The 21,610-nt window shown below is 65.6% G+C and carries 16 protein-coding genes; 6 read left to right on the plus strand and 10 right to left on the minus strand.

Going from position 1 to position 21,610, the window contains the following annotated elements:
- Window positions 1–8: 8 nt before the first annotated feature.
- The 3 genes from AC1DMA_RS13450 to AC1DMA_RS13460 form a co-directional block, all read right to left on the minus strand.
- Window positions 9–641 carry a glutathione S-transferase family protein gene (locus AC1DMA_RS13450; protein WP_478144490.1) on the minus strand — a complete coding sequence of 211 codons (633 nt, stop codon included), beginning with the start codon at window positions 639–641 and terminating at the stop codon, window positions 9–11.
- On the minus strand, window positions 638–1,537 hold the full coding sequence (gene yghU, locus AC1DMA_RS13455) for a glutathione-dependent disulfide-bond oxidoreductase (RefSeq protein ID WP_478123678.1): 900 nt from the start codon (window positions 1,535–1,537) through the stop codon (window positions 638–640). The genes AC1DMA_RS13450 and yghU overlap by 4 nt, the downstream gene beginning before the upstream one ends.
- A 107-nt stretch (window positions 1,538–1,644) precedes the next feature.
- Window positions 1,645–3,393, minus strand: coding sequence for a hypothetical protein (locus AC1DMA_RS13460; protein WP_478144491.1), 1,749 nt, complete (start codon window positions 3,391–3,393; stop codon window positions 1,645–1,647).
- 110 nt (window positions 3,394–3,503) lie between these two features.
- On the opposite strand from AC1DMA_RS13460, the gene AC1DMA_RS13465 reads away from it, so the two are divergent.
- Together AC1DMA_RS13465 and AC1DMA_RS13470 are read left to right on the plus strand one after the other, a co-directional pair.
- The gene (locus tag AC1DMA_RS13465) at window positions 3,504–3,833 is read left to right on the plus strand and encodes a hypothetical protein (RefSeq protein WP_478144492.1); all 330 of its coding nucleotides are present in this window, start codon (window positions 3,504–3,506) and stop codon (window positions 3,831–3,833) included.
- 388 nt (window positions 3,834–4,221) lie between these two features.
- A complete protein-coding gene (locus AC1DMA_RS13470; RefSeq protein ID WP_478144493.1) occupies window positions 4,222–4,758 on the plus strand; it encodes a BON domain-containing protein in 537 nt (178 codons plus the stop codon).
- Here AC1DMA_RS13470 and yccS read toward each other — a convergent pair.
- Entirely contained in the window at window positions 4,745–6,985 is a 2,241-nt protein-coding gene (yccS, locus tag AC1DMA_RS13475; RefSeq protein ID WP_478144494.1) for a YccS family putative transporter, read from the minus strand. The genes AC1DMA_RS13470 and yccS overlap by 14 nt on opposite strands.
- Window positions 6,986–7,079: 94 nt before the next feature.
- A complete protein-coding gene (locus AC1DMA_RS13480; protein ID WP_478144495.1) occupies window positions 7,080–7,277 on the minus strand; it encodes a hypothetical protein in 198 nt (65 codons plus the stop codon).
- Between the two features lie 121 nt (window positions 7,278–7,398).
- On the opposite strand from AC1DMA_RS13480, the gene AC1DMA_RS13485 reads away from it, so the two are divergent.
- Both AC1DMA_RS13485 and AC1DMA_RS13490 read left to right on the plus strand, forming a co-directional pair.
- A complete protein-coding gene (locus tag AC1DMA_RS13485; protein WP_478144496.1) occupies window positions 7,399–8,700 on the plus strand; it encodes an NUDIX hydrolase in 1,302 nt (433 codons plus the stop codon).
- Window positions 8,701–9,020: 320 nt separating this feature from the next.
- Complete coding sequence (locus AC1DMA_RS13490) at window positions 9,021–9,968, plus strand: DUF5996 family protein (protein WP_478123671.1); 948 nt, start codon at window positions 9,021–9,023, stop codon at window positions 9,966–9,968.
- On the opposite strand, the gene AC1DMA_RS13495 is transcribed toward AC1DMA_RS13490, so the two are convergent.
- Complete coding sequence (locus AC1DMA_RS13495; RefSeq protein ID WP_478144497.1) at window positions 9,961–10,920, minus strand: chitosanase; 960 nt, start codon at window positions 10,918–10,920, stop codon at window positions 9,961–9,963. The two genes, AC1DMA_RS13490 and AC1DMA_RS13495, sit on opposite strands and share 8 nt — an antisense overlap.
- 145 nt (window positions 10,921–11,065) lie before the next feature.
- On the opposite strand from AC1DMA_RS13495, the gene AC1DMA_RS13500 reads away from it, so the two are divergent.
- Together AC1DMA_RS13500 and AC1DMA_RS13505 are read left to right on the plus strand one after the other, a co-directional pair.
- A complete protein-coding gene (locus tag AC1DMA_RS13500) occupies window positions 11,066–12,235 on the plus strand; it encodes a hypothetical protein (RefSeq protein WP_478144498.1) in 1,170 nt (389 codons plus the stop codon).
- 94 nt (window positions 12,236–12,329) lie between these two features.
- The gene (locus tag AC1DMA_RS13505) at window positions 12,330–15,476 is read left to right on the plus strand and encodes an AAA family ATPase (RefSeq protein WP_478144499.1); all 3,147 of its coding nucleotides are present in this window, start codon (window positions 12,330–12,332) and stop codon (window positions 15,474–15,476) included.
- Here AC1DMA_RS13505 and qhpG read toward each other — a convergent pair.
- The 4 genes from qhpG to AC1DMA_RS13525 are packed head-to-tail and all read right to left on the minus strand — an operon-like array spanning window position 15,450 to window position 21,595.
- Entirely contained in the window at window positions 15,450–16,889 is a 1,440-nt protein-coding gene (qhpG, locus tag AC1DMA_RS13510) for a flavin-dependent monooxygenase QhpG (protein ID WP_478144500.1), read from the minus strand. The genes AC1DMA_RS13505 and qhpG overlap by 27 nt on opposite strands.
- Entirely contained in the window at window positions 16,849–18,219 is a 1,371-nt protein-coding gene (locus tag AC1DMA_RS13515; RefSeq protein ID WP_478144501.1) for a radical SAM protein, read from the minus strand. The genes qhpG and AC1DMA_RS13515 overlap by 41 nt, the downstream gene beginning before the upstream one ends.
- On the minus strand, window positions 18,216–19,958 hold the full coding sequence (locus tag AC1DMA_RS13520) for a ferritin-like domain-containing protein (RefSeq protein WP_478144502.1): 1,743 nt from the start codon (window positions 19,956–19,958) through the stop codon (window positions 18,216–18,218). Before AC1DMA_RS13520 ends, AC1DMA_RS13515 begins: the two co-directional genes overlap by 4 nt.
- Window positions 19,955–21,595 carry a hypothetical protein gene (locus AC1DMA_RS13525; RefSeq protein ID WP_478144503.1) on the minus strand — a complete coding sequence of 547 codons (1,641 nt, stop codon included), beginning with the start codon at window positions 21,593–21,595 and terminating at the stop codon, window positions 19,955–19,957. The genes AC1DMA_RS13520 and AC1DMA_RS13525 overlap by 4 nt, the downstream gene beginning before the upstream one ends.
- Window positions 21,596–21,610 lie beyond the last annotated feature (15 nt).

Raw genomic sequence — 21,610 nt, forward strand, 5'->3', positions numbered from 1 at the left:
CTCCTGCCCTAGAGTGACATCGACGCGCGCTGTGCCAGTGCCGAACGCCAGCGCAGCAGGTGGGGGTGCTCTTCTCCGGGCTTGACCTTGATGATGCGCGCGAAGTCCACCGCGACCACGGCCGTGATGTCGGCGATGCTGAGCCGGTCCGTGGCGATGAAGTTTCGTTCTGCCAGTCGCTCGTTCAGGTTGATCAGGAACTGCTGCGCCTTGGCAAACCCACGCTGCGCCAGTTCAGGGATCTGCTGGTAGTCCACAGGCCCGGGCAGCGCCCGATTGGCCATGGCGGGCGCGCTGTTGCGCAACCCCTCTGCGATCGACAGAAGCCCCTCGAATTCGACGCGCCAGTTCCAGCTTGCAATCTCGGCCTTTTCCTCGGGCGTGCGTCCCAGCAGAGGTGGTTCGGGGTAGCGAGCTTCGATGTAGGCCGTGATGGCGGCGTTGTCGGTCAGTCGCAATCCATCCTCCGTGAGCAGCACCGGCACCGTGCATTGCGGGTTGACGCGCCGGAAGGCGTCGCCGAACTGCTCGCCGCTTCTCAGGTCGACCTGGATCGTTTCGCAGGTGACGCCTTTCTCGGCCAGCAGGATCCGAGCCCTGCGCGGGCTCGGCGCAGTGGCGCAGTCGTAGAGGGTGATCATGTTTGTTTGTCCTGCGTGCGGGTGTCGAAGTCTGCGGCGTCGTGGCGCTCATGCAGTTGGCTCGTGGGTTGGCCCCAGGTGCGGTTGACCATTCGGCCTCGCTGCACGGCGGGCCGCCGGGCGATCTGGTCGGTCCAGCGCAGCACGTTCTTGTATTCGTGCACCTGAAGAAACTCGCCGGCCTCGTACAACTGGCCTTTGGCGAGCGTGCCGTACCAGGGCCAGATGGCCATGTCGGCGATCGAATAGTCGTCGCCGCCGAGGTATGCGCTCTCGGACAGCCGCCGGTCCAGCACGTCGAGCTGGCGCTTGACTTCCATGGCGTAGCGGTCGATGGCGTATTCGATCTTGGTCGGCGCGTAGGCATAGAAGTGGCCGAAGCCGCCTCCGAGAAAGGGCGCGCTTCCCATCTGCCAGAACAACCATGAAAGGCATTCGGCGCGCTTGGCTGTGTCGGTCGGGAGGAAGGCGCCGAACTTTTCGGCCAGGTGCATCAGGATGGCGCCGGATTCGAAGACGCGAACGGGCGTCGGCCCGCTGTGATCGATCAGTGCCGGAATCTTGGAATTCGGGTTGGCCGCCACGAAGCCGCTGCCGAACTGTTCGCCTTCATTGATGCGGATCAGCCAGGCGTCGTATTCGGCGCCCTTGTGGCCGAGTTCCAGCAATTCCTCCAGCATCACCGTCACCTTGACGCCGTTCGGAGTGGCGAGCGAGTAGAGCTGCAATGGATGGCGGCCGACCGGCAGATCCTTGTCATGGGTCGGGCCCGCGATCGGTCGGTTGATGTTGGCGAAGCGTCCGCCGCTTTCCTTGTTCCAGGTCCAGACGGTCGGCGGCGTGTAGGGCTTGTCGGGCGTGTTTGTTGTGTCGGGCGTATCGGTCGATTCATTCATGCGGTGATCTCCGGGAAAGCCTGAGGACTGTAGCGGCTAGTCCAAAAAAAAGCCCGCACGAGGCGGGCTTTCGGGTTGGGCCAAAGAGGCCGGTCAGATGGCAAGCATCAAGGCACGTTCGAGGTCGTGATCTGGAACGGCTTGCCGGGGACCGTCATGCCGCCGCCGTATTCCGCGGCTCCGCTGGTCGGGCATCCGCTGGGCTGCGGGCAAGCGCCGCCGTCAGAGAAGATCACCGGACCGTAGCGGTAGTTGCGAACCGCCTTGCCGCCGTAGTCGGTCACGCTCACCACGTTGTTCGCGTTGGCGAAGTTGTCGGCATCTTCCACGGCGATCAGGTCCGTCAGCTGGTTGTGCTGGATGGTCCGCACAATGCTGCCGCTGTTGCCGCCGGAGGCAAACCGTACCCAGGAGATCTTGTTGTCGCCGCGCGATCCTACGATCACCTGCTGATTCAGGAAATCTCCACCCCAGCCGCCCGGTTCACCCTTGGAGGTGGCCAGCGAGGTCGGATTCCGGCCGATGCCGCCGACCGTGCCCACTTCAGCGATCGCGCTTGCCGACCCGGTGGAAACCGAGGCGCCGGGTGCATAACCATCCAGGCTGTAGATGTGCAGCGTCCCGTCCTGCGTGGCAATCCAGGCGCGAGGCGAGCCGCCGAACAGCGTGGTCTTCACGGCCGTCGGGCGGTTGCCCAGCGACACGGTCTTAATCACGGTCGGCATCTGCGACGACACCTTGTCGAAGGTGTACGGCCACTGGTCGGCGCCTTGGCCGTAGTTGCTCGTGGCCCCCACGTTGGAGCTGAAGTACATGCTGTTGATGTAGCTGAAGAGTGGCTTCAGGTCGATGAAGGCCGCCTTCTGCTCCGACTTGGAAACCACCACCGCAACGCCGCCCTTGGCATAGCGGCCGTAATTGCCGCCGCCGCTCGCGAAGCTCTGCCAGTTGCTCGCCAGAGGCGAGTTGGGGGCGCCCATGAAGATGCCGCCGGGCAGGACGCTGCTGAACGGGTCCAGGCCGGTAGTGACCGCGATTTCGGTCGGTGCCGTCATTCCGGGAATGTCGACGTAGCCCAGCACCTTCATGAAGGCGGTGTTGCCCATGTTGGGCAGGCCCGGATAGACGCCGATCCAGTCGTTCCACCAGTTGTGCCAGGCCGAGTACGAGACGCCGTTGGACGTGTGGGCCGACGAATTCGATGCATCGCAGCCGTCGCACAATCCGGCCAGCGCCACGACGGCGACCTGGCCCTTGAGGGCGACCGTGTCCCACACCGTGACGAGTGCGAACTCGTTGCCGTTGGTCACTGCGACGCCCGTAGGCACCTTGTTGGCCGCCAGCTTGGTCGTGGCGTTGTTGCTGGCCGTGTTGCTGCCGACGGTGCCGAGCGTGCCGTTCTGGAACGCCACCACGCCTTCGGCACAGAAGCCGGCGCGACCCGAGCAGCGGCCGATGGCTACTGGATCACCAGTTGCGATGCCCGCCGCCTTGTAGTTCATGACGTTGGGCGAGTCGATGCCTTGGCCTGCCTGGTAGATCTGCCAGGGAAGCTGCGGCATCTGCGCGAACACGTTGTACATGTACCCGGAGACCTGCAGCAGGCTCACGCCGACGCGCTTGCTCGTGTCGTCGGCCGCGAACAGCATGTTGGCCTGGTTCGTGGAGAAAAGCCCCGCGTTGCCCGACACAGGTCCGCCCACCGACCAGAAGAAGGGAACGTTCTGTGCCGGAGCATTGAGCTGGGTATCCGGCCGCTTGGTCAGGGAAGGACCGGAGTTGGCGGTGCCGTAGCTCGGCGCATCGGGACCGTAGCGATAGGCAATACCTGCATCCTTGCTGAGCTGGGCCGCCATCTGCACGTAGGAAGACGGATTGACCGCAAGGTTGGAATCGACGATGTCGCCGCTGGCGGCAGGAGCCGGTGCTGGGGCCGGAGCAGGCGCGGGGGCCGGAGCCGGCGCCGGTGCCGGTGCCGGTGCTGGAGCGGGCGCCGGGGCAGGTGCCGGTGCTGGAGCAGGCGCCGGTGCTGGTGCTGGTGCTGGTGCTGGTGCAGGCGCAGGCGCCGGAGCAGGTGCCGTCGAATTCCGGCGACGCCATTTCTCCAAATCGGTGTCTTTTGCATCCGGTGCGGTGCCATCTGCAGCGATCGTCGAACCGGCGTCTGCGACGACGGTTCCGCTTGCGTCTGTCGGCGCTGCAGCCACTGTGCCGGTGGTGCCGGTTCCGGCGAACGCGCCCATACCGCCACCACTCCCTCCACCCCCGCATCCCGCGAGTGTTCCTGCTGCAATAAGCAGCAGAAGCGAACTTTTATCTAAAGTTTTCAAGAAAAAGACCTAAAGATTGAGAAGAGCCCGGTTTGTACGTGGGACGCTTCCTACCCGGCAAGCTTTCTTGCAATTCCTTTCCTGATGTGTTTTGTGGACTGGGGAGCTTGTTACAACGGTATTGCTCAGTGACGACTTTGGTGGGAACCTCCTCATTAGATGCAGGTATTGCATGTAACAGCAGGCAAGTAGCTTCCATCATGCGAGATCGAAAATGGCAGCTTTGCGACCGCTGTTTTGCGCGCTCGGCCTACAGCGCGTTGAGGTCGCTTCGGCGCGTCGCGCGGCATGGCGGCGCCTAGATTGGGGGTCGCGGGGCGCGTCCTCGTCGTGCAATCAACAGGAGTGATCCCAATGAGAAACAAGAGCTGGAGCAGGAAGCCAAGTCCGCTGGTGGCGCTGTTTGCGATTTTTTCGGCGACGTGGGTGCTGACGCTCGCCGCCTGCACCGATCGGTCGGCCAACGATCCCGCCAGCGGATCAGCCAATCAGCAACTCGATTCCGCCGTCGCCGAAACCAAGAAAGCCGCCGCCGCAGGTGCCGAAAAGGCTGCGGAGTTGGCGGACACCGCCCGCGACAAGACCAGGGCCTATTTCGAATCCCCCGAGGTGAAGCAAGATGCCAAAGCGGTGAAGAACGCGCTGGAGAACCTGGGAAGTTCCGCCGCATCGGCGACCGACGATGCGGCCATCACGACCTCGGTTTCATCGGCGCTTTCAAAGGACCCCGAACTGAACGCCGCCCGCATCGACGTGCAGACCAAAGGCGGCACGGTTCGCCTGGCTGGCGCCGCGCCCACCGCTTCCGCGAAAGCGCGCGCGGGGGAAATCGCCAAGGGTGTGAAGGGCGTCGGAACCGTCGACAACGAAATTGAAGTCAAGTCGATGTAATCGCCAGCACGGGCGCTGCCTCCTTGAGCTGCAGCCACTGCCGCGCCTGTTCGCGCAAAGCTTCAATCTGCAGTGCGACGAGCCCGAGTTCGGTTCGCACCAGATGCACGGTCGCTTCCGCCGCTTCGCCCGGTTCGCCCGGTTCAGCGGCTTCGGCAGCCGGGAGCGGCGCCAGCGTCGTGTGCGCGGAGAGCTTGGCCGCCGCTTCATCGGGATCGGACGCTGCGCGTTCCACCCCGGCGGCCAGCATCTCGAGCACGCTTGCCGTTTCGTCGGCGGCGACCTTCATGGCGGCGGCCTGCGCCGGGTCCTTCAGCGCCACGCGATGCGCTCCAAGGGCCGACAAATAGCTCAGAAGGGTGTGCGAGTGGATCAGGAACCGCAGCGCAAGCCCCGCTCGCGGCCGCACGAAGCCCGGTTCCCTAAACATCTCCGACACCGCAATCGCCAGCGTGGCGTCGGCGTTATGGGCATTCCGCCTCGCCAGCCGGTAAGGCAGGTCGTCGTGCGGACCTGCACGGTATTGGGAGGCGATCTCGCGCAGGTAACCCGCATGGTTGCGCAGGGCCGTGGCGGCGAGTTCGTTGAAGCGCCGCGCCTGCCAGTGCGGCAAGACCAGCAGCATCGCCAGGCCCGCAATCAGGCTGCCGATCGCGGTATCGATCAGCCTCGGAACGATCAGCATCCCGCCGTCGCCCACCTGGTTGAAGCACATCAGGACCAGCACCGTCATGCATGCGGTCGCGATGAGATAGCGCGTTCCGCGCGTGGCAAAGAAGAGCACGCCCGCCGCAACGGCAAGCAACGACTGAAGCCAATGCTGCGGAAACAGCCCCAACAGCGCCCATCCGGCGACCACGCCGACGGCAGTGCCTGCCATCCGCTGGCCCATCCGCGAAACGGTGTCGCCCCAGGTCTGCTGGCACACGAAGAGGGTGGTCAGCAAGATCCAATACCCGTGCATCGGGTGAATCAGGCGCATGACGCACCAACCAGCGAAAAGCGCGATGGCGAGCCGCGTCGCATGGCGGAACAGCGGCGACTGCGGCGTGAGTTGCCTCCGCACCCGCTCCACGACGTCGTGGGTGGAGCGCGGCGTTCGGTCGAGCAGGCCCATGTCGTTTCGTCCGGCGCTTGCCGACGGCTGCGTCGCGCCTGCGAGCTGCCCATCGAGTCGAGCAAGATTGCGCGCCAGCGCTTCGACCGACGCCAGCAGTGAAGTGCGACCCGGTTCCTGTGCGTGAATGCGCTCATGCTCGATGGCCGCGCGCAGTTCGGCCAGTGCCTGAACGGTCGCGGCGTCAGTGGTGAAGGGCTCGCGCCGCGCGATCGACTGCGCGAGCCGCAAGCACGACTGGCCCTGCAAATCGAGCACGCGCTGGCAGCGGTAGAGCAGGTCGCTGTGGAAGAAGGCGTCCGCCAGAGCGTTGTGGTCGCCGTGCGACGAACTCGCACGTTCGTGGATGTCCTGCGCGATCAGATAGAGACCGCGATAGCGCGCGATGCGGCCGGTCGGCGCACGCTTGCCGAGGCGGCGAAAGATGGCTTCCTTCGCAGCGTTGAGTTCACTTACCACCTCGGCATTGAGCTGCGACAGCGAAAGCCGCTTGCGCTCGAAGTCGATGCCACGCAGCGGCTCGAACAGCGAAGCCTTGAAGCGCACGTAGTTTCCGAGCACCGAGAACAGCCGCACCAAACGAGCCTGGACCGGTTGCGCCGGGAAAGCAGCACTCCACGCGACGGAGAAAACGCCATACCAGGCGGCGCCGGCCAGCAGCAGAACGATCTCCTGCTGCCTCCGGGTGGCGCCGGCGCCTTGATTTTCGATCCCCAGCGTGGTGTACATCGCGAGGATGAGCGTGGCGTAGCCGACGGCCTTGTAGCGCGCATCGACAGCGCCCAGCATCGTCAGCACGAACGCCGCGACGGCGAGGCCGATGATGAAAAGCAGGGGTGTGCGGATCGATGCCTCCACCGCCGCCGCGGCGGCGGCGAAGCAGGCGAGCGTCACGATCTGCGCGCGAAGGCGCCCGCGCCCGCTGTCGTCAGTTTCAGCCAGCGCGCTGGCGATAGCGCCCAGGAAAAGCGGCGTGACCGCGTCCGGATGCCCGAGCAGCGCACAAGTCGCCATCAGGCTTCCGAGGGTGAGAAATACGCGCAAGGCTTGTGCGCGGCTGAGAACCTGGCGCAGCGCTTGGCGCAGTTTTTCGACGGTGGAGGAGACCATCGACAGGGTTGTGCACGATGCGTGCCACGGCAGTGTCAGGAAAAGTGGGCAACGCGCCTGGGCCGGTTCCCACGCCCGCGACCCGATCCTGGGTTCAGCGACCCTGGTTCAGGCGCTGGAGACCCTGTTCGGTCAGGAATTTGCAGCCTTGCGGGTCCGACGACACGAGCCCGTTGGACCGCAGTCGCTCGGAAACCTTGATGGTGTGGGTCGGCTGCCGCTGCGTGTTCGCCTCCAGCAGCGTTTGCAGGGTCTTCCACTGTTCGTCATTGAGCTGGATCTTCTTGACCACCGGGGTCTCCGCCTTGTCATCAAGGGCGAAGTTTGAAACAAGCTTCTTGTGGGCGCCTCATCAAAACGATTCTTGCCTTTCGGTTGATTTCGGGTTATGAAAGCAGGTTTTGCCTTGGTCCATGACGACTTCCACGAATCTTTCAACCACCGCGCCTTCAGCGATGGCCACGGCATCAGCGGCCGTGCGCCCTGTGCGTTTCGCCGCCACGCTGATCGTGCTGCGTGACGGCCCCTCGGGGATGGAGGTGCTGATGCTGCGCCGCGCCGAAAAAGAAGCGGATCAGAACAGCGGCGCGGCGGTCTTTCCCGGCGGAACGCTCGATATGGGCGACCGTGCACTGCGGACGCTGTGCGCTGGCGTCGACGACTTTGCCGCCAGCCAGTGTCTCTCCGTGTCGGCGAACGGGCTCGACTACTACGCCGCCGCCATTCGCGAGTGCTTCGAAGAAGCTGGATTGCTGTTCGCGAACGACGCGCACGATTCGGACGACCGGCTCGTGCCGCTGGTCGACATGCCGGCGCAGGAAGTTGCAGCAATGCGGCTCGCGGTGGAAGAGGGCGGCGACGCATTCCTGCGCCTCTGCGAGAGCCGGGGATGGCGGCTTGCTGTCGATCGCCTCGCCTATTTCAGCCACTGGCTCACGCCGCCGGGCATGCCGCGCCGCTTCGATACGCGTTTTTTCGTGGCCTTGGCGCCACCCGCGCAAAGTGCGCGACCCGATGGGCGCGAAACCGTCGAGCATCTGTGGCTTCGCCCGGCCGAGGCGCTGGAAGCCGCCCGGGGACTGCGTCTGATGAACGTGCAGCGGCGCATCCTGGAGCAGCTCGCGGCCTTCGGCAGCGCCGCCGAGTGCGTCGACCACGCGCGCGGGTTGCGCAAAGTCCCCATGGTCATGCCGCGCCTCGCGGACGGCCCGGCCGGTCGCAAGCCCGTGAATCCGGGCGAGGCGGCCTACGATGAGCTCTCGCGCATCGACCCGGACGGACAGGGCCACGGCCGCTATCAACTCACGCACGGCGTTGCCATGCGGCTTTCGCCCCGCGTGCTGCGGGTGACCGGGCACAGCGGCGGCGTGCTGGTCAACAGCTATTTCATTGGGGGCGAGCGGGACGAATGGGCGCTGATCGATGCGTCTCCCGACGACGAGGCTCATGCGGCAATGCTGCTCGCGTCGGCGCCGGGTCCGATCCGCCGGACGCTCGCATTGCATTCGCCCGATTCGGCACACGGCGAGCAAGTCGAAATCGGCGGGTGCGTCCTCCGCATGGTGCGCACGTCGCAGGCGCCCGATGCGTACCCGTGCTGGCTGCTGGAGGAGGAGAAGCTGCTCTTCGTCCGCGATGCGGATCAGCTTTCGGGATTGGCCGTGGATGACGTCGAATGGCTGGCGCCGGGCAGCGGCTTTCTCAGGCGCGTCTGAGCCGCGGCTTCATCTTGGGCGAGTTCGACGCGTTCTTCCAGATCGCGCGCCAGCACGCGGCAATCCAGCGAAGAGGCGTCATGGTCGCCTTGCCGGATTCGGACGTCCAGCAGGCATCGGCGAAGCAGGGCCATCGGTAGTGAGTCGGAACGAGCCGTCAGACAAAGCGGGCGATTTTCGGGCGCAGGGCGGGGCGAAACCTCCGCGCTGCACGGAAGGGCTGTTCACGCCGCTGAAACAATGAACTGCTAGGCATCCGGTGCGGCGATTATGGTCGAGCGTGGCTAACATGACGCCCATCGACTTGACGGAGACCCGGCATGGACTCATTGGCAAGGCAGGCAGCAGCGACGCAGGCGTGGCCCGCGCTGCCGCTCGAAGGGTGGCGCGACACTTATGCCACCCTGCACATGTGGACGCAGATCGTCGGCAAGACGCGTCTGGCGCTGTCGCCGGTGGAGAACCATTGGTGGCAGGTCGCTTTCTACGTCACTGCGCGCGGACTGACGACATCGGCCATGCCTTATGGTGAGCGGACCATCGAGGTCGAATTCGATTTCATCTCGCATGCGATCGCCATGCGCAACAGCGATGGTGCGACGCACGGATTTGCACTCGCGCCCTGCTGCGTTGCCGACTGGTTCGCGCAGTATCAGTCCGGGTTGCGGGCGCTTGGGGTCGAGCACGAGATCTGGGCTGCGCCGGTGGAAGTCGACCCGGCCGTTCCGTTTGCGCAAGATCGCGAACACGCGGCCTACGATGCTGATGCCGTGAACCGCTGGTGGCGCATTCTTGCAAGCACCGATCGGGTGCTGAAGCGCTTTCGGGGTGGTTTCAACGGCAAACAGAGCCCGGTGCATTTCTTCTGGGGCGCTTTCGACTTGGCGGCGACGCGGTTTTCCGGACGCACGGCGCCGGTACATCCGGGCGGTGTGCCCAATTGCCCGGACCGCGTGATGGTGGAGGCGTATTCGCATGAATGCGCCAGTTGCGGGTTCTGGCCTGGCGGCGGTGTAGTCGCGGAGCCTTCGTTCTATGCCTATTCATATCCGGAACCACCCGGCTATGCCGCACATGCAGTGTTGCCCGCAGCGGCGCGTTACGACCCGCAGTTGCGGGAGTTCGTGCTGCCGTATGAGGCTGTGCGCAACGATCCCGATCCGGAGGGGGTCTTGCTGGCGTTCTTTCAATCCGCTTTCGAGGCTGCCTCGGAGAACGGGCAGTGGAGCAAGGCCCCGCTCGAACGCAGCGCTCGCGATCTCAATTGACGATCTCGGCGATCAGCGGCACGTCGGCAATGCCCGTCGCCGGCAACGCGTGCGCGGCCTGGTATTGCCTGACGCACTTGAAAGAGGCTTGCCCGAAGACGCCATCGGCCTTGATGTCTGCTCCAAGGTCCGACAAACCAAGCTGCAGCAGGCGCACGTCGAGCCCGCGGGCGAGCGGCGACTGAACTGCGAGGACGCGAGAACCTGGGAGGGGACCGTCGTAGCAGCCCGGCGGCGTTGCCGAGAGCGTCGCCATCGAGATCTCCTGGCCGCGCACGACGAGCGGCAACGCCAGACCCCAGAAGCCCTGGTCGATCAGCCGCTGGAATGCGTCCATGCGGTAGACGGTCGCGCGGAGATCGGGGCGTTTGTTGGTCGCCATCCAGTTGCGGCGTGCCGAAACATAGGCCTGGATCCACGCCTTCTCGCCTGCCGATTGAACGGTGCCCACCGCGGCGACGGCCTTGTCGCGAATGGGTGCCCATGAGCCATGCACGCTGCTGTCGTACACCACCGCCACACCGAGAGGCGAGACGATGCCGAGCTTGCCGGCCGTGGCGTAGGCAGGTCGCCAGTACGCATCTTCGAAGAAGGCGTCCTGGGTATCGCGCATCACGGGATCGTCGGCACATGCGCGCAGCACGTTCTGCAGCCTGGCATCCGCATCGAGCGTGAGGTCGCGCTTCGCAAATCGGGGCAGCGATTCGACCAGCCGCGGGCCGAACCGCGCGCCGTGGTTGGCGCAGTAACGCTGCAGCAGCGTCGCCAGGTTGCCGGAGCCGAGCGTCGTCTGAGACCGGCCATAAGTGAGGTGCCCGGTATCGCCTTCGATCAAGGTCACCTGGCCGTAGTCGCCCCGCACCGTGCCCGTCTCGAATAGGTTGACGATCGCCTGTGCGCTCTTGATCTGGGTCGAGGTGAGCAGTGGGCCCACCGCCTGGACATCGGTCATGGCGATCCCTCCTCTGGCGAGTTCTTGTCGCTGGCGATTGCAGCAGAAAGCATGCGGGCGGGCTATCTCTCTTTCAGTGGATGGCGTTCGATGGAGGGGGCGCGCAACATCGGCCTCCAGCCGACGCTTCCGGAGGGAGGACATCATGCTCGGGTCCGCGACGCTCGATCTCGCAGTAGGAATGGTCTTTATCTTCCTCATGCTGAGCCTGGTGGTGTCCGCGGCGCGCGAGGCGATTGAAGCTCGCCTGAAGGCGCGCGCCAAACACCTCGCGCACGGACTGCTGGAGCTGCTCGGAGACGCGCGACTCGTCGAGGCGGTGTATCGGCATCCGCTTGTGTCGGCGCTCTATAACGGCGAGTACGACCCGAAGACGGTGCACTACCGCGGGCTCAAGTTCTTCAGCTGGATCCCTGCCATCGTGGGCAGCTACTTTCGCGCGCCGACCAACATGCCTTCGTACATCCCTTCGCGCACCTTCGCGCTGGCACTGGTCGATCTGGCGCGCACCGGCAAGCTCGATGTTGCGCCGCCCGACGCGGCGCCAGGTGCCACCGCCGTACCGGCTCCGGCGCTTGGCGCTGACAATCCGAATGCAGACGCGCACGCGAATGCGATGTCGATCCATGAACTTCGCGCAGCGCTGGCAAGGTCGAGGGGCACGCTGCCGGCGGGTGTCCTCGCCGCGCTTGCGCCTGTGGGCGACGACGTCGAGCAAGGGTTGGACGCAGTCCAGAAGTGGTACGACGCCGCGATGGATCGCGTCTCCGGCTGGTTCAAGCGCGACACGCAGCACATCCTGTTCTGGCTCGGCGTCATCATCGCGATGGCCCTGCACGTTGACACCATCTATCTTGCGAAATTTTTGGCGGCGAATCCAAATGCGAGGCAACAGCTCGCGGACAGTGCGGCGAAGGCATCTGCGGACAGTGGCATGACGCGTGCGGTGGATGCATTGCGCGCTCCACACAAGGCGCCCCAGGCCGCTCCGGCAGGCGCATTGGAGCCGACCCCCGCCGAAATCGAAGCTGCGCTGCGCGAGGCGGACGTGAAAGTCGCCGATGCAATCCACGCCGTGACCGATCTCAATCTGCCGATCGGCTGGACCCACATGCGCTGGAACGATTTCCGCGTTTTCGACATGCGCAGCGTGCTGACGGTGTTCGGTTGGCTGATCACCGCTTTCGGCGTTTCGTTCGGCGCGCCGTTCTGGTTCGATCTGCTGAACAAGATGATGGTCATCCGCTCGACCGTGAAGCCGCACGAGAAGAGCCCGGAGGAAGGCTCCGAGGATCGCGGCAAGCTTTCGAAATGAGAGTGGCCGCGCCTGCGATGTGGAGAAGCGATCGGGCGGGCCACGCATATACTCGACGAGTTTTTTGCCCTCCAACAAACTCGGCAGCCGCAGCATGAGTTTCGAGTCCGTCCTGGATGCCGTCGCCGAGTTTCTCAAGACCCGAAAGAGGGTCACCTACGGCCTGTTGCAACGCGAATTCCACCTCGATCGCGAGGCACTGGCCGACCTCAAGAACGAACTGATCCTGGGCCGACGCGTGGCTGTCGACGAAGACGGTCTCGTGCTTGTCTGGCGCCCGCCGGTGGAAGAAGCGCCGGCCGAGCGCCGCCAGCTCACCGTGATGTTTTGCGACCTCGTCGGCTCGACGATGCTGTCGTCCCGCCTCGATCCCGAAGACCTGCGCGACATCGTGCGCAGCTATCACGACGAATGCGCCGCGGTCCTGCGTCCGCTCGGGGGCCATGTGGCGCAGTTCCTGGGCGACGGCATCCTGACCTATTTCGGCTACCCAGTGACCAACGAGGACGACGCCGAGCGTGCTGTGCAAGCGGGCTTGTCGATCGTGCAAACGGTGCTTCGTCTCAGCAACCGGCTCGGACCGCGCGTGGCGGGCGGTCTGGCGGTGCGGGTCGGTATTCATACCGGGCTCGTGGTGGTCGGCGGGCTCGGCGATGCGCGCAATCCAAGCAGATTGGCTTTGGGCGAGGCGCCGAACCTTGCCGCTCACATCCAGGGCGTGGCCGAACCGAACACAGTGCTGGTGAGCCAGGCCACGCTCGATCTGTTGCCGTTGCGCTTTGTCATCGACGATCTCGGCCCTGTGGTTCTCAAGGACCCGGCGAATCCCGTGCGACTGGCCCGGGTCGTTGGCCAGCTCGACGCGAACAATCGACGCTTCGCTCGTCCGCAACTCGAAGATCCGGCCGGGCACCTGAGCACCTTGCAGGATGCGTGGAAGACCGTGTGCGGCGGCCAAGGGTATTCGATCAGCTTGATCGGAGAGGCCGGCCTTGGAAAGACGCGTCTGGCGGATGAACTCTGCGCCCATGTGGAGGCGAACGGAGGCAGCGTGCAAGTGTTGCGCTGCTCGGCCTTCCATCGTCAAAGCGCGCTGCATCCGGTGGCTCGTCAACTGCTGCTGCGCGCGGGGCTGAACCCCGACGCGCCCGGCGACGACGTGCTGCCTCGGCTCGATGCCCTGCTCAAGGCGGACGGCATCAACCGCCCCGACGCCATGAGACTGCTGGCCGCTTTGACAGGGCCGGGATTCTCCACCGCGGCGAATGCTCCGGAAACGGCGCCTCCGGTGCTCATGCGATCGCTGCAGACGCTGCTGCTCGATGCGTTGCGTGCCGCCGCTCGGGAACGCGCAGCCCTGATGGTCTGGGAAGACGTCCACTGGGCCGATCCCTCGACCCTCGCGGTATTGAAGCTGTTGCTGGAAGGGCCGCCGCAACCCGGCTTGCTGATCCTCCTGACGGCCCGGCCGGACTTCGTGCCGGCGTGGAGCGATTCGACCACCTCGGCCACTGTGACCCTCGATCGCATGGATGGTCCTCATATCCGCCATCTGATCGAGCAGGTGGCCGAAAACCATGCGTTGCCGCCTGCGCTGGTCGAACGCATTGCCGGTATCGCGGAGGGTGTTCCGCTGTACGCGGAGCAAATCACGCGTTCGGTGATCGATTCGGTCATCAGCACGATGAGCATCGAGGTTCCGGCGAGCCTGCATGCGTCGCTGATGGCTCGCCTGGATCGCATGGGCCCGGCGAAGTCGGTGGCACAGACTGCTGCGCTGCTCGGGCGCGAATTCTCGACCGACCTGCTGGGCGCCGTCTGCGGCATCAGCCCTGCGGACATGACGCGGGTGCTCGCGCATCTGACGGCAGGTGACATCCTGCAGGCCATACCGGACTCGGTGCCCCAGCGCTACACGTTCCGCCATGCGCTCTTGCAGGCGGAGGCTGGCGATTCGCTGCTGCGAAGTGCCCGGCAGGAGGTACATCGACGCATTGCCGAGGTGCTGCAGGAGCGTTTTGCGAACACCGTCGAGGTCGAGCCCGAGACCCTTGCCCGCCATCTCACGGGCGCCGGCCAGATCCGCCCGGCGATCGCGCAATGGCAGCTTGCAGGCGAACATTCGCTCGCGTGCTCGGCGGTGCGTGAAGGGTTGTCGCATCTGCAGGAAGGCATGAATCTGTTGTCGGCGCTGGAGCCTGGGCTGGAACGCGACAAGCTCGAATTGAAGCTGCAGATTCCGCTGGCCAGTGCCTTGCGTGCGCTGCAAGGCGTCGGCGCACCGGCGACGGGCGCGGCCTACGAGAGGGCGAGTGCGCTGGCGCGCCAGCTCGGCGACCAGCGCCGGCTGATTCCTGCGCTCAACGGTTTGTATTCATACCACCTGGTGAGCGCGCAGTACGTGGCCGCGCTCGATTCCGCACGGTCGCTCCTCGACGTGGCGCGCGCGAACGGCGATGGCATGTTCGAGATGATTGGTCTGCGTGCAGTGGGTGCGGTGGCCTTGCACGTCGGTGATCCGGCGACGGCTGCGACCCATCTTGAACGATCGCTGGCGCTGTACGAGCCTGAAAGGCATGCGTCGATCGCGATGCAACTCGGCATCGATCACAAGGTCATGACGTCGAACTTCCTGGCGCTCACGCGACTGGTGCAGGGGCACTCCGATGCCGCGCTTCAGGTGCAGCGCGAAGGGCTCGAGTGGGCCGACCACATCGATCATGCCCACAGCATCGCGCAAGCCCTTGTTTTCTATTGCCTGTTGCTGTCGGTGCACGAGGACTGGACCCATGTTCCGGCGCTTGCGGAGCGCACGATCGAGGTGGGCGTCAAGCGCGGCTTTCCGGTGATGGAAAGCGGCGGGCGTTTCTTCCTCGGTGCGGCGCGTGCCTTTGACGGCGATCTCGAAGCAGGGTTGAAAACCATGCGCGAAAGTTCGGTGCAATGGTGGGCCAGCGGTATTCGCAACTACCGGCCTTTCTCCGAACTGCTGCTTGCGCGAGCGCACGCCAAGTGCGGCGAGACGGATGCGGCGCGAACGTTCCTGGATGCTGCGCGCAGCGGTATCGAATCGACAGGCGAGCGCTGGATCGAAGCTGAAATGTGGCGCGTGCGGGGTGAACTGCTTCCCGACGCGCCCGAGTCGGATTTGAAACGCGCGCTCGCCGTGGCGCGAGCGCAGAAAGCGACGGCTTTCGAGCAGCGCGCGCTGCGCTCACTGGCCGCCTGCGGATTCGCTTGATCGCTCGCCCGCGGGCACGATCAGGCCCTGCCGCCAGAGCATCGGCCAGACCGTCGTCGTGCTGTTCTCTCCAAAGCGCCGATGCCATGTGTCGAGCAGATCGCGCAGCAGCGGCTTCGATGCCAGCGGTGAGAGCCAGTCTGTGACGGGTTGCCCGGCCAGGAAGGCGATGGGCGAATCGAGCGTTGGATGCTGCAAGGCGTCGGCCGGGCTGATCCAGCCGTCCACCAGCGCGGGCTCGCGGGCGCAGCGGGCGTTCGCATCGAGTGCGAGGCGTTCGTCGAGCCCTGGCCAGGGGCGTTTCGCTTCATGCGTGGCGCGGGCTGGTTCGGCGCGGCTCGTCCAGAAGGCGTCCTGTTGCCGCTCGGCTGCTTCGGCGTAGTAGCCTCCTGCGAGCCGCGCATGCCAGCGCATCGCCCGCTGTGCCTGCACGCGATGAAAGGCCCACGCGATGGCCGCATCGTCGGGTCGCCGTAGCGCGGTCCGCACGCACGCGGCCGCTTGCACGGCAGAGCGCATTGCTGCAGCGACGCCTTGCGAAGACAGAGGATCGATCGTGAATGCGGCTTCGCCGATGCGCAGCAGTCCGGGCTCCGGTGCCGCATCGGCCGTCGCGCCGGGCGTCGCATCGCAGGCCGTCACCGCTGCGTGTTCGCGGCCGGCGAGCAGGTCCGCCAGGAGGGGCGAAGCGGCAATCAAGCGTCGATAAAGCTGCATGCGTTCTGCGGGGTGGAGTCCGGCGCATCGCCGCGCGTCGACGAACGCTGCGGCGGTGATGCTGCCGTCGGACAAGGGAAGAGCCCAGCACCATGACGATGCGGTCGCTTGCACGCGAGTGCGTGGATCCGCTGGCAGGGCGCCGGCCCAGTTGGCGCACAGGGCCACTGTGCGCGGGCTTCCGATCGAATGACGATGAGCCCGGCGCCCGCGCGCGTCAATCGCCACGGCGCATCGGACAACGCCACCTCCGCGCAACGGCACGTGCCAGTGTGAATCAACGCGAATGGGCGCCTCGGCAGTGGCAGGGATGACCTGCACACCGACCGCTCGGGCGCCGTCGAGCAGCAGCGCATCGAAGCGCTCGCGGTCTGCCTGGAGGCCGGGCTCTGCGGCTTGGCTCTGCGCCATTGGCGGTGCACTGTCGTGCCAATGAACGAGAGCGCCGCGCGTGCGGAGAAAGCCGGCATTTTCGATCCGGGTGTGCAACCCGAGCGAGGCGAGCAACGGCAGCACCGACGGCGGCAAGGATTCGCCGCGCCGCATCGGCAACCGGCTTTGCACTGGTCGATTCACGAGCACCACACGATGCCCCAACTGGGCCAGGCGCAGCGCAGCGGCCGACCCCGCAGGACCGCCGCCGATCACGCAGACCTCAGCGGAAAAAGCCGGGTCGTTGCTCTGAGATACGTACATACGCTCGCAGGCAGTGGTCGAGCCAGCCGCGAATGAAATCGCAGGCCACTCGTCCGCGATGCAGCACTTCATGATGGCAGCCGCCGCCGCACAGATAGCGCGCCCAGCAACTGCGACAGGGTTCCTGCCGATCGACGTGGCGCGTGGCCAGCCAGTCACTGCGCGCCTCGTCGTCGACAACGCCGTGGACGCTGCCCATCGCCGCGCGCGGATCATCGACGAAGCGGTGGCACGCGCTTAGTTCGCCATCGGCGGCGACGCCGAGATAGCCCGCGCCGGCACCGCAGGGCAATGGTCGGTGCGTTCCGCGGTGGATTTCTTGCATGGCCGACAGCATGTTGGAGAACGGGTAGTGGTCGCCCGCCAGTGAGCGCCGCTCGAACTCGTCGGCACAGTCGATCATCTGCGCGAGCAGTGCATCGAGGTCGCCGGCACTCAGTTGCAATGAAGGGTCGCGTGCGCTCAGGCTGGGCGAGACACCGACGGTGTGGAACCCGAGGGCCATCAGATGCTCGATCGTCTCGCGCAAGGCGTGATGCCGCGGTGTGACCGTCACGCGCGCCGTCACCTGCATGGGCGAACGACCGTGCAACGGCTTTTCACCCTGTCGTGCAAGCAGCGCCGGCAGGCGCGCCACGATGCGGTCGTAGCTGCCGGTGCCGCCCAGCGTGGGGCGCAAGGCATCGTGCAGATCCTTTTCGCCGTCGATGCTGACGGTCACCGCGAAGCCGTGGGCTGCCAGGAAAGCGGCATCTTCGGCATTCAGCACTGTCGCATTGGTCGTGAGCGCGAGGCGCAGCGTTTGACCTTTTGCGGCAGTGCGCTCCGTCGCGTACTCCGTGGCTTGGCGTAGCACCGCGCGATTGAGCAGCGGCTCGCCGCCGAGAAAGGCGATCTTGGCGGTCGCGCCTGGCGCCACGCCTTCGAGGAGTTGATCGATGGCGGCGCGCGCCGTCTCCCAGGGCATGTGCTTGGCTTCGCCGCCGAAGCTGCCGCCGTCGGCATAGCAGTAGCCGCAACCGAGGTTGCAGTGCTCCGAAACGGCGAGCGCGATCGCATTGACCGGTGGCGTGTCGATGGTGTCGGTGATGGCTTGGGGTTGTTCCAGTCCGTAAGCCGCGAGGAACCGGTGTTCGGCTGGCGCACCACCTTGCCGTGCCGCATCCATAAGCTTTGCGGCGAAATCCGCCGGCACATCGTAGACACGCGATGCGTCCACCACAAGGGCATGTGTGCCGTGCTCGGTCTCGAAGCAGTGCGCCTCGGCCGGCCCCGTCTGCGCGCGAGCGCGTCGGCCGATTGCGGACACGGGCACGGTGATGGTGGTCATGGCACGTCGAAGAAGGGAATGCCGATGCCGCGCGCCGCCAGTGCCAAGGCTTCGGTGCGCAGGTTGTCCATGGCCAGGCGTGATCGGTTGATTGCGCCTTGCGCTTCGTCGAATCGCCTGTCCGCCTCGGCGATGTAGGCGGTGCGCAGCTCGCTCAGCAAGGCAGCGAGCAAGTCCAGCGCCACGCGGGCTTCGTCACGTGTGCCTGTCCTGACGTCCAGCAGGTAGGGCGACGGGCCGRATGCATTGCGATAGGTCTGCAGCGTCGAGCGCACGTCGCGGAAGCGTGCGTAGTGCTGTGTGCCGTCGGTATCGATTCGGACGGCGAGTTCGTACAGCTCGCGCGGGTAGATGTCCCGTTCGAGGGTCGCGACGCAGCGTGCGTAGGCGGTGTCCAGCGGCCCGCCCGGTCGTTCGATGCGGACGAAGTCGTCCAGTGCCTGCATGTCGAGCGGGCGCAGCGCCGGCAGCTCGATGCCGAGAATCCGGGTCGGCGACGCGAACGGTTCGAGCACGGGCTCGTAGTGCTCGCCTTGCGGGTAGAAGCCGGCTCGGTCGAGTTCCCAGAGCAACTGGTTGGCCCAGCGCAGATGGGTCATTTCGCTCACCGCGACGAGCGTGACGAACTGGCGTGCAGTGTTCAGGTCTGCAGCCAGCGTGGGCCAGGGTGCCTGCGGTGTGCCCGGCTTTGGCGCCGCAGGCGGATCCTTCAGCGAGAACAGGGCGTAGAGGTATTGATAGGCGAGCGTCAGTTCGAGCGGCGCGAGCCGCGTGCGCAGGTCGGCGACCATCTCGTGCGGGGTGGCATAGGGCTTTGCGGCCGGGGCGATGGGCGGGTGGTATGAATCTCCCACTTCGCGGCCACCGATGACGTACGCGAGGTCTTGCCATCGATGGTTGATTTCGAAGTGATCGAGTTGCGCCGGCCGCGCCGCAGCGCGGGATGCCGGCGCGCCGACCGCCCCCGCCGGACTGCGATCGCGCCGCAGCCAGTCGAGCCAAAGCACTGAATCGGTCGCGCCCGTTGGCGAGCCGTCCGGCAGGCTTTGGCCGTCGCCTTCGCCGAGCACCACGTCCGGATGATTGGAGGCCCAGTAGTAGCAGGCGCAATCGCGGAAGTCGTGCTGCCAGGGATTGCACATTGCGCCGGTCAACTCGCCAGGCGGGTATGCGGCATCGATCACGCCGTTTTGCGTGGTGTAGCGGCGGCGATATCCCTCGAGTTCGACGGGTGCCTGGCCGGCCGGGCCGTCCCGCTGCACCAGCGCAATCTTCAATGGCTCGTCGGGTGCAAGGCAGCGGATAAAGCGCCAGATCAGTTCGCCGTCGTAGGCGTTGCCTTGTGCGTCGTGGCATGCGATGCGTGTGCCGCCCTGCTCGATCCAGTGCAGATACCAGCGTCCCGCGCTCAATGCGATGCCGGTGTCGCCCTGGTATGTGTCGAGCAGCTTTTGCACCCAGGGCTCGTCGCTGCGCTCCGGCAGCATCGGGTCGGCTTCGTAGTCCAGGTACTTCAGGTGGATGCCGGCCTGGTTGGGAATGGCGCCCGCCACGGGAGCGACGGGCGCCGCGACCACCCAGAAGAGCAGGCCGGGGAAGAAGCGTCCTTCAAGTGCGCGCACGTCCAGTTCGAGCCCTGGAAAGCAGTTGGCGACCGCCGAATCGATGCGAGAGGTCGCCGGGTTGCCAATCACGGCTGCACGGGCGGTGCGATTGCGGGGCTGGATGGAATCGCTCATGGGGTCGTCTCCTCAGCCGCAAGCAGATCGAGGAAGTCGATCATCATGTGGTACTGCCGCCGCGAGAGCGACAAGGGCACGTAGTAGGCGTCGCGCATGTACGGAGGCATGCGCATGTCATGCAGCACGTCGCGAAGCACGCGCGGGTCTCGGAACTCGGGATGGGGCTGGGGGCCGGGCGCTTCGTCCCATTGGGACAGAAGCCCGAAGGGCGGCCGCAGCAGTTTGCGAACATGGTCGTGGCGGCGGCGCAGGAAGTCGAGCAGCACGACCTCGTCCATCAACTGCCCATGCACGAACGGAACGACCTCGGTGTAGGTCAGCCGATCGCCCCGAACGCTGGTGGTGAACACCGAGACCGCCTGTCCGGGCGTCAGGTCCGGCACGCGATCGACGTAGGGCTTGTCTTCGCGCGTCATGCTTTCCTTGCCGACGGCGGGCAGTCCTTGCTTGGGGACATCCGTTGATCCGATCCTGGCCTGGTTGTCCTGCAAGGCCTCTGTGCGCGCGGCATCGAGGTTGAGCGAACTTGCCGTCTCGAAAACGCGCCGGAACAACTCGACGACTTCGGCCTTCACCGCATCGAAGTTCTCGCGAGTGACCTTCATCAAGGGGAGGTCACGGTCGGCGAGGTCTGACGCGACGTCGTAGAACGGCCGACGGTCAGGTGCGTATTGGGGTGGTCCGACGAACACGCGCGCCGCCGCTCCGTAGCGGGTGCCGCGCCATGCGACCGAGGCTGTGATCAGCGCATCGCAGGTGTCGTCCACCACGCCCCAGGCCACGCTGTCGCCTTCGTCCGCACCGTCGTAGCCGTCCTGCGGCTGAGGATCTTCGAACAGCCCATTGGTCATCTGATAGCGCGAGAAGACGGTGGCTCCGCTCAGGATGCGGTTCTTCGCCTTGACGATCATGTGAACCCGGCCGTCTTCCTTTTTGGAGAACTCTTCCACGTCGAGCGGCCCGGTCACAGTCTGGCGGTCGGGCCCGTAGGCTGCCTGTGGCGGTCCGTAGACCTCGCCGGTCGCGGGTGTGAAGCGCAGCCGCAAGGTCGACAGGTCGACCCCGTCGATCGCTTGTTCGATGGGCCGTATCCATTGCACCTTGCCGACGGGAATCGGCTTGTCGTGAAGCACCAGCGGTTGCTGGCCAGACGTATGGCGGCTGAAGGCGAGCAGCGCGCGTTCGCTGTGATCGCGTCCGGCGATCTCGACGCGGGCGGTGAATCCGCAGGCATCGTCGCCGGTGCGCCGGGCAGCCTTGAGGTTTGAGGCCGTCACTTCGAGCGCGAGGTGGTCCAAACCGATGCCGAGTTCTTTCAGCAAGCACAGGGTCAACGGGTGCTCTTCGAGTTCTCCATCCTCGGGCCGCATCAGCGTCGCCCACAACTCGAAGAAGGGAGCGACCGGACGAATAGAGCCATCCACCTCCCTGAAGCGAATTTCGCTGGGCATGTATGGGCGCAGGCTTCCGTCAGGGGCGATGTCGAAGCTCAGCGCGGGCTCAATGACCGTCTGCGTGCCGCCGTGCGCAGTCTTCGCCGTGGCCCATTCGAAGGCGGCCATCGGCGTCGGGCTGGCGCCAACGCGGGCGACTGCCATGGGTGGGTTGAAGAAGATCTTGACCAGGGTGCGCATCGCATGCTCCTTCGA

The organism is Variovorax sp. 05N34, assembly GCF_056397405.1.

Excerpts from the sequence above, each read along its gene's own strand:
- AC1DMA_RS13450 (WP_478144490.1), bottom strand. The coding sequence starts at position 641 with ATGATCACCCTCTACGACTGCGCCACTGCGCCGAGCCCGCGCAGGGCT.
- yghU (WP_478123678.1), bottom strand. The coding sequence starts at position 1,537 with ATGAATGAATCGACCGATACGCCCGACACAACAAACACGCCCGACAAG.
- AC1DMA_RS13460 (WP_478144491.1), bottom strand. The coding sequence starts at position 3,393 with ATGGCGGCCCAGCTCAGCAAGGATGCAGGTATTGCCTATCGCTACGGT.
- AC1DMA_RS13470 (WP_478144493.1), top strand. The coding sequence starts at position 4,222 with ATGAGAAACAAGAGCTGGAGCAGGAAGCCAAGTCCGCTGGTGGCGCTG.
- yccS (WP_478144494.1), bottom strand. The coding sequence starts at position 6,985 with ATGGTCTCCTCCACCGTCGAAAAACTGCGCCAAGCGCTGCGCCAGGTT.
- AC1DMA_RS13485 (WP_478144496.1), top strand. The coding sequence starts at position 7,399 with ATGACGACTTCCACGAATCTTTCAACCACCGCGCCTTCAGCGATGGCC.
- AC1DMA_RS13490 (WP_478123671.1), top strand. The coding sequence starts at position 9,021 with ATGGACTCATTGGCAAGGCAGGCAGCAGCGACGCAGGCGTGGCCCGCG.
- AC1DMA_RS13495 (WP_478144497.1), bottom strand. The coding sequence starts at position 10,920 with ATGACCGATGTCCAGGCGGTGGGCCCACTGCTCACCTCGACCCAGATC.
- AC1DMA_RS13500 (WP_478144498.1), top strand. The coding sequence starts at position 11,066 with ATGCTCGGGTCCGCGACGCTCGATCTCGCAGTAGGAATGGTCTTTATC.
- AC1DMA_RS13505 (WP_478144499.1), top strand. The coding sequence starts at position 12,330 with ATGAGTTTCGAGTCCGTCCTGGATGCCGTCGCCGAGTTTCTCAAGACC.
- qhpG (WP_478144500.1), bottom strand. The coding sequence starts at position 16,889 with ATGTACGTATCTCAGAGCAACGACCCGGCTTTTTCCGCTGAGGTCTGC.
- AC1DMA_RS13515 (WP_478144501.1), bottom strand. The coding sequence starts at position 18,219 with ATGACCACCATCACCGTGCCCGTGTCCGCAATCGGCCGACGCGCTCGC.
- AC1DMA_RS13525 (WP_478144503.1), bottom strand. The coding sequence starts at position 21,595 with ATGCGCACCCTGGTCAAGATCTTCTTCAACCCACCCATGGCAGTCGCC.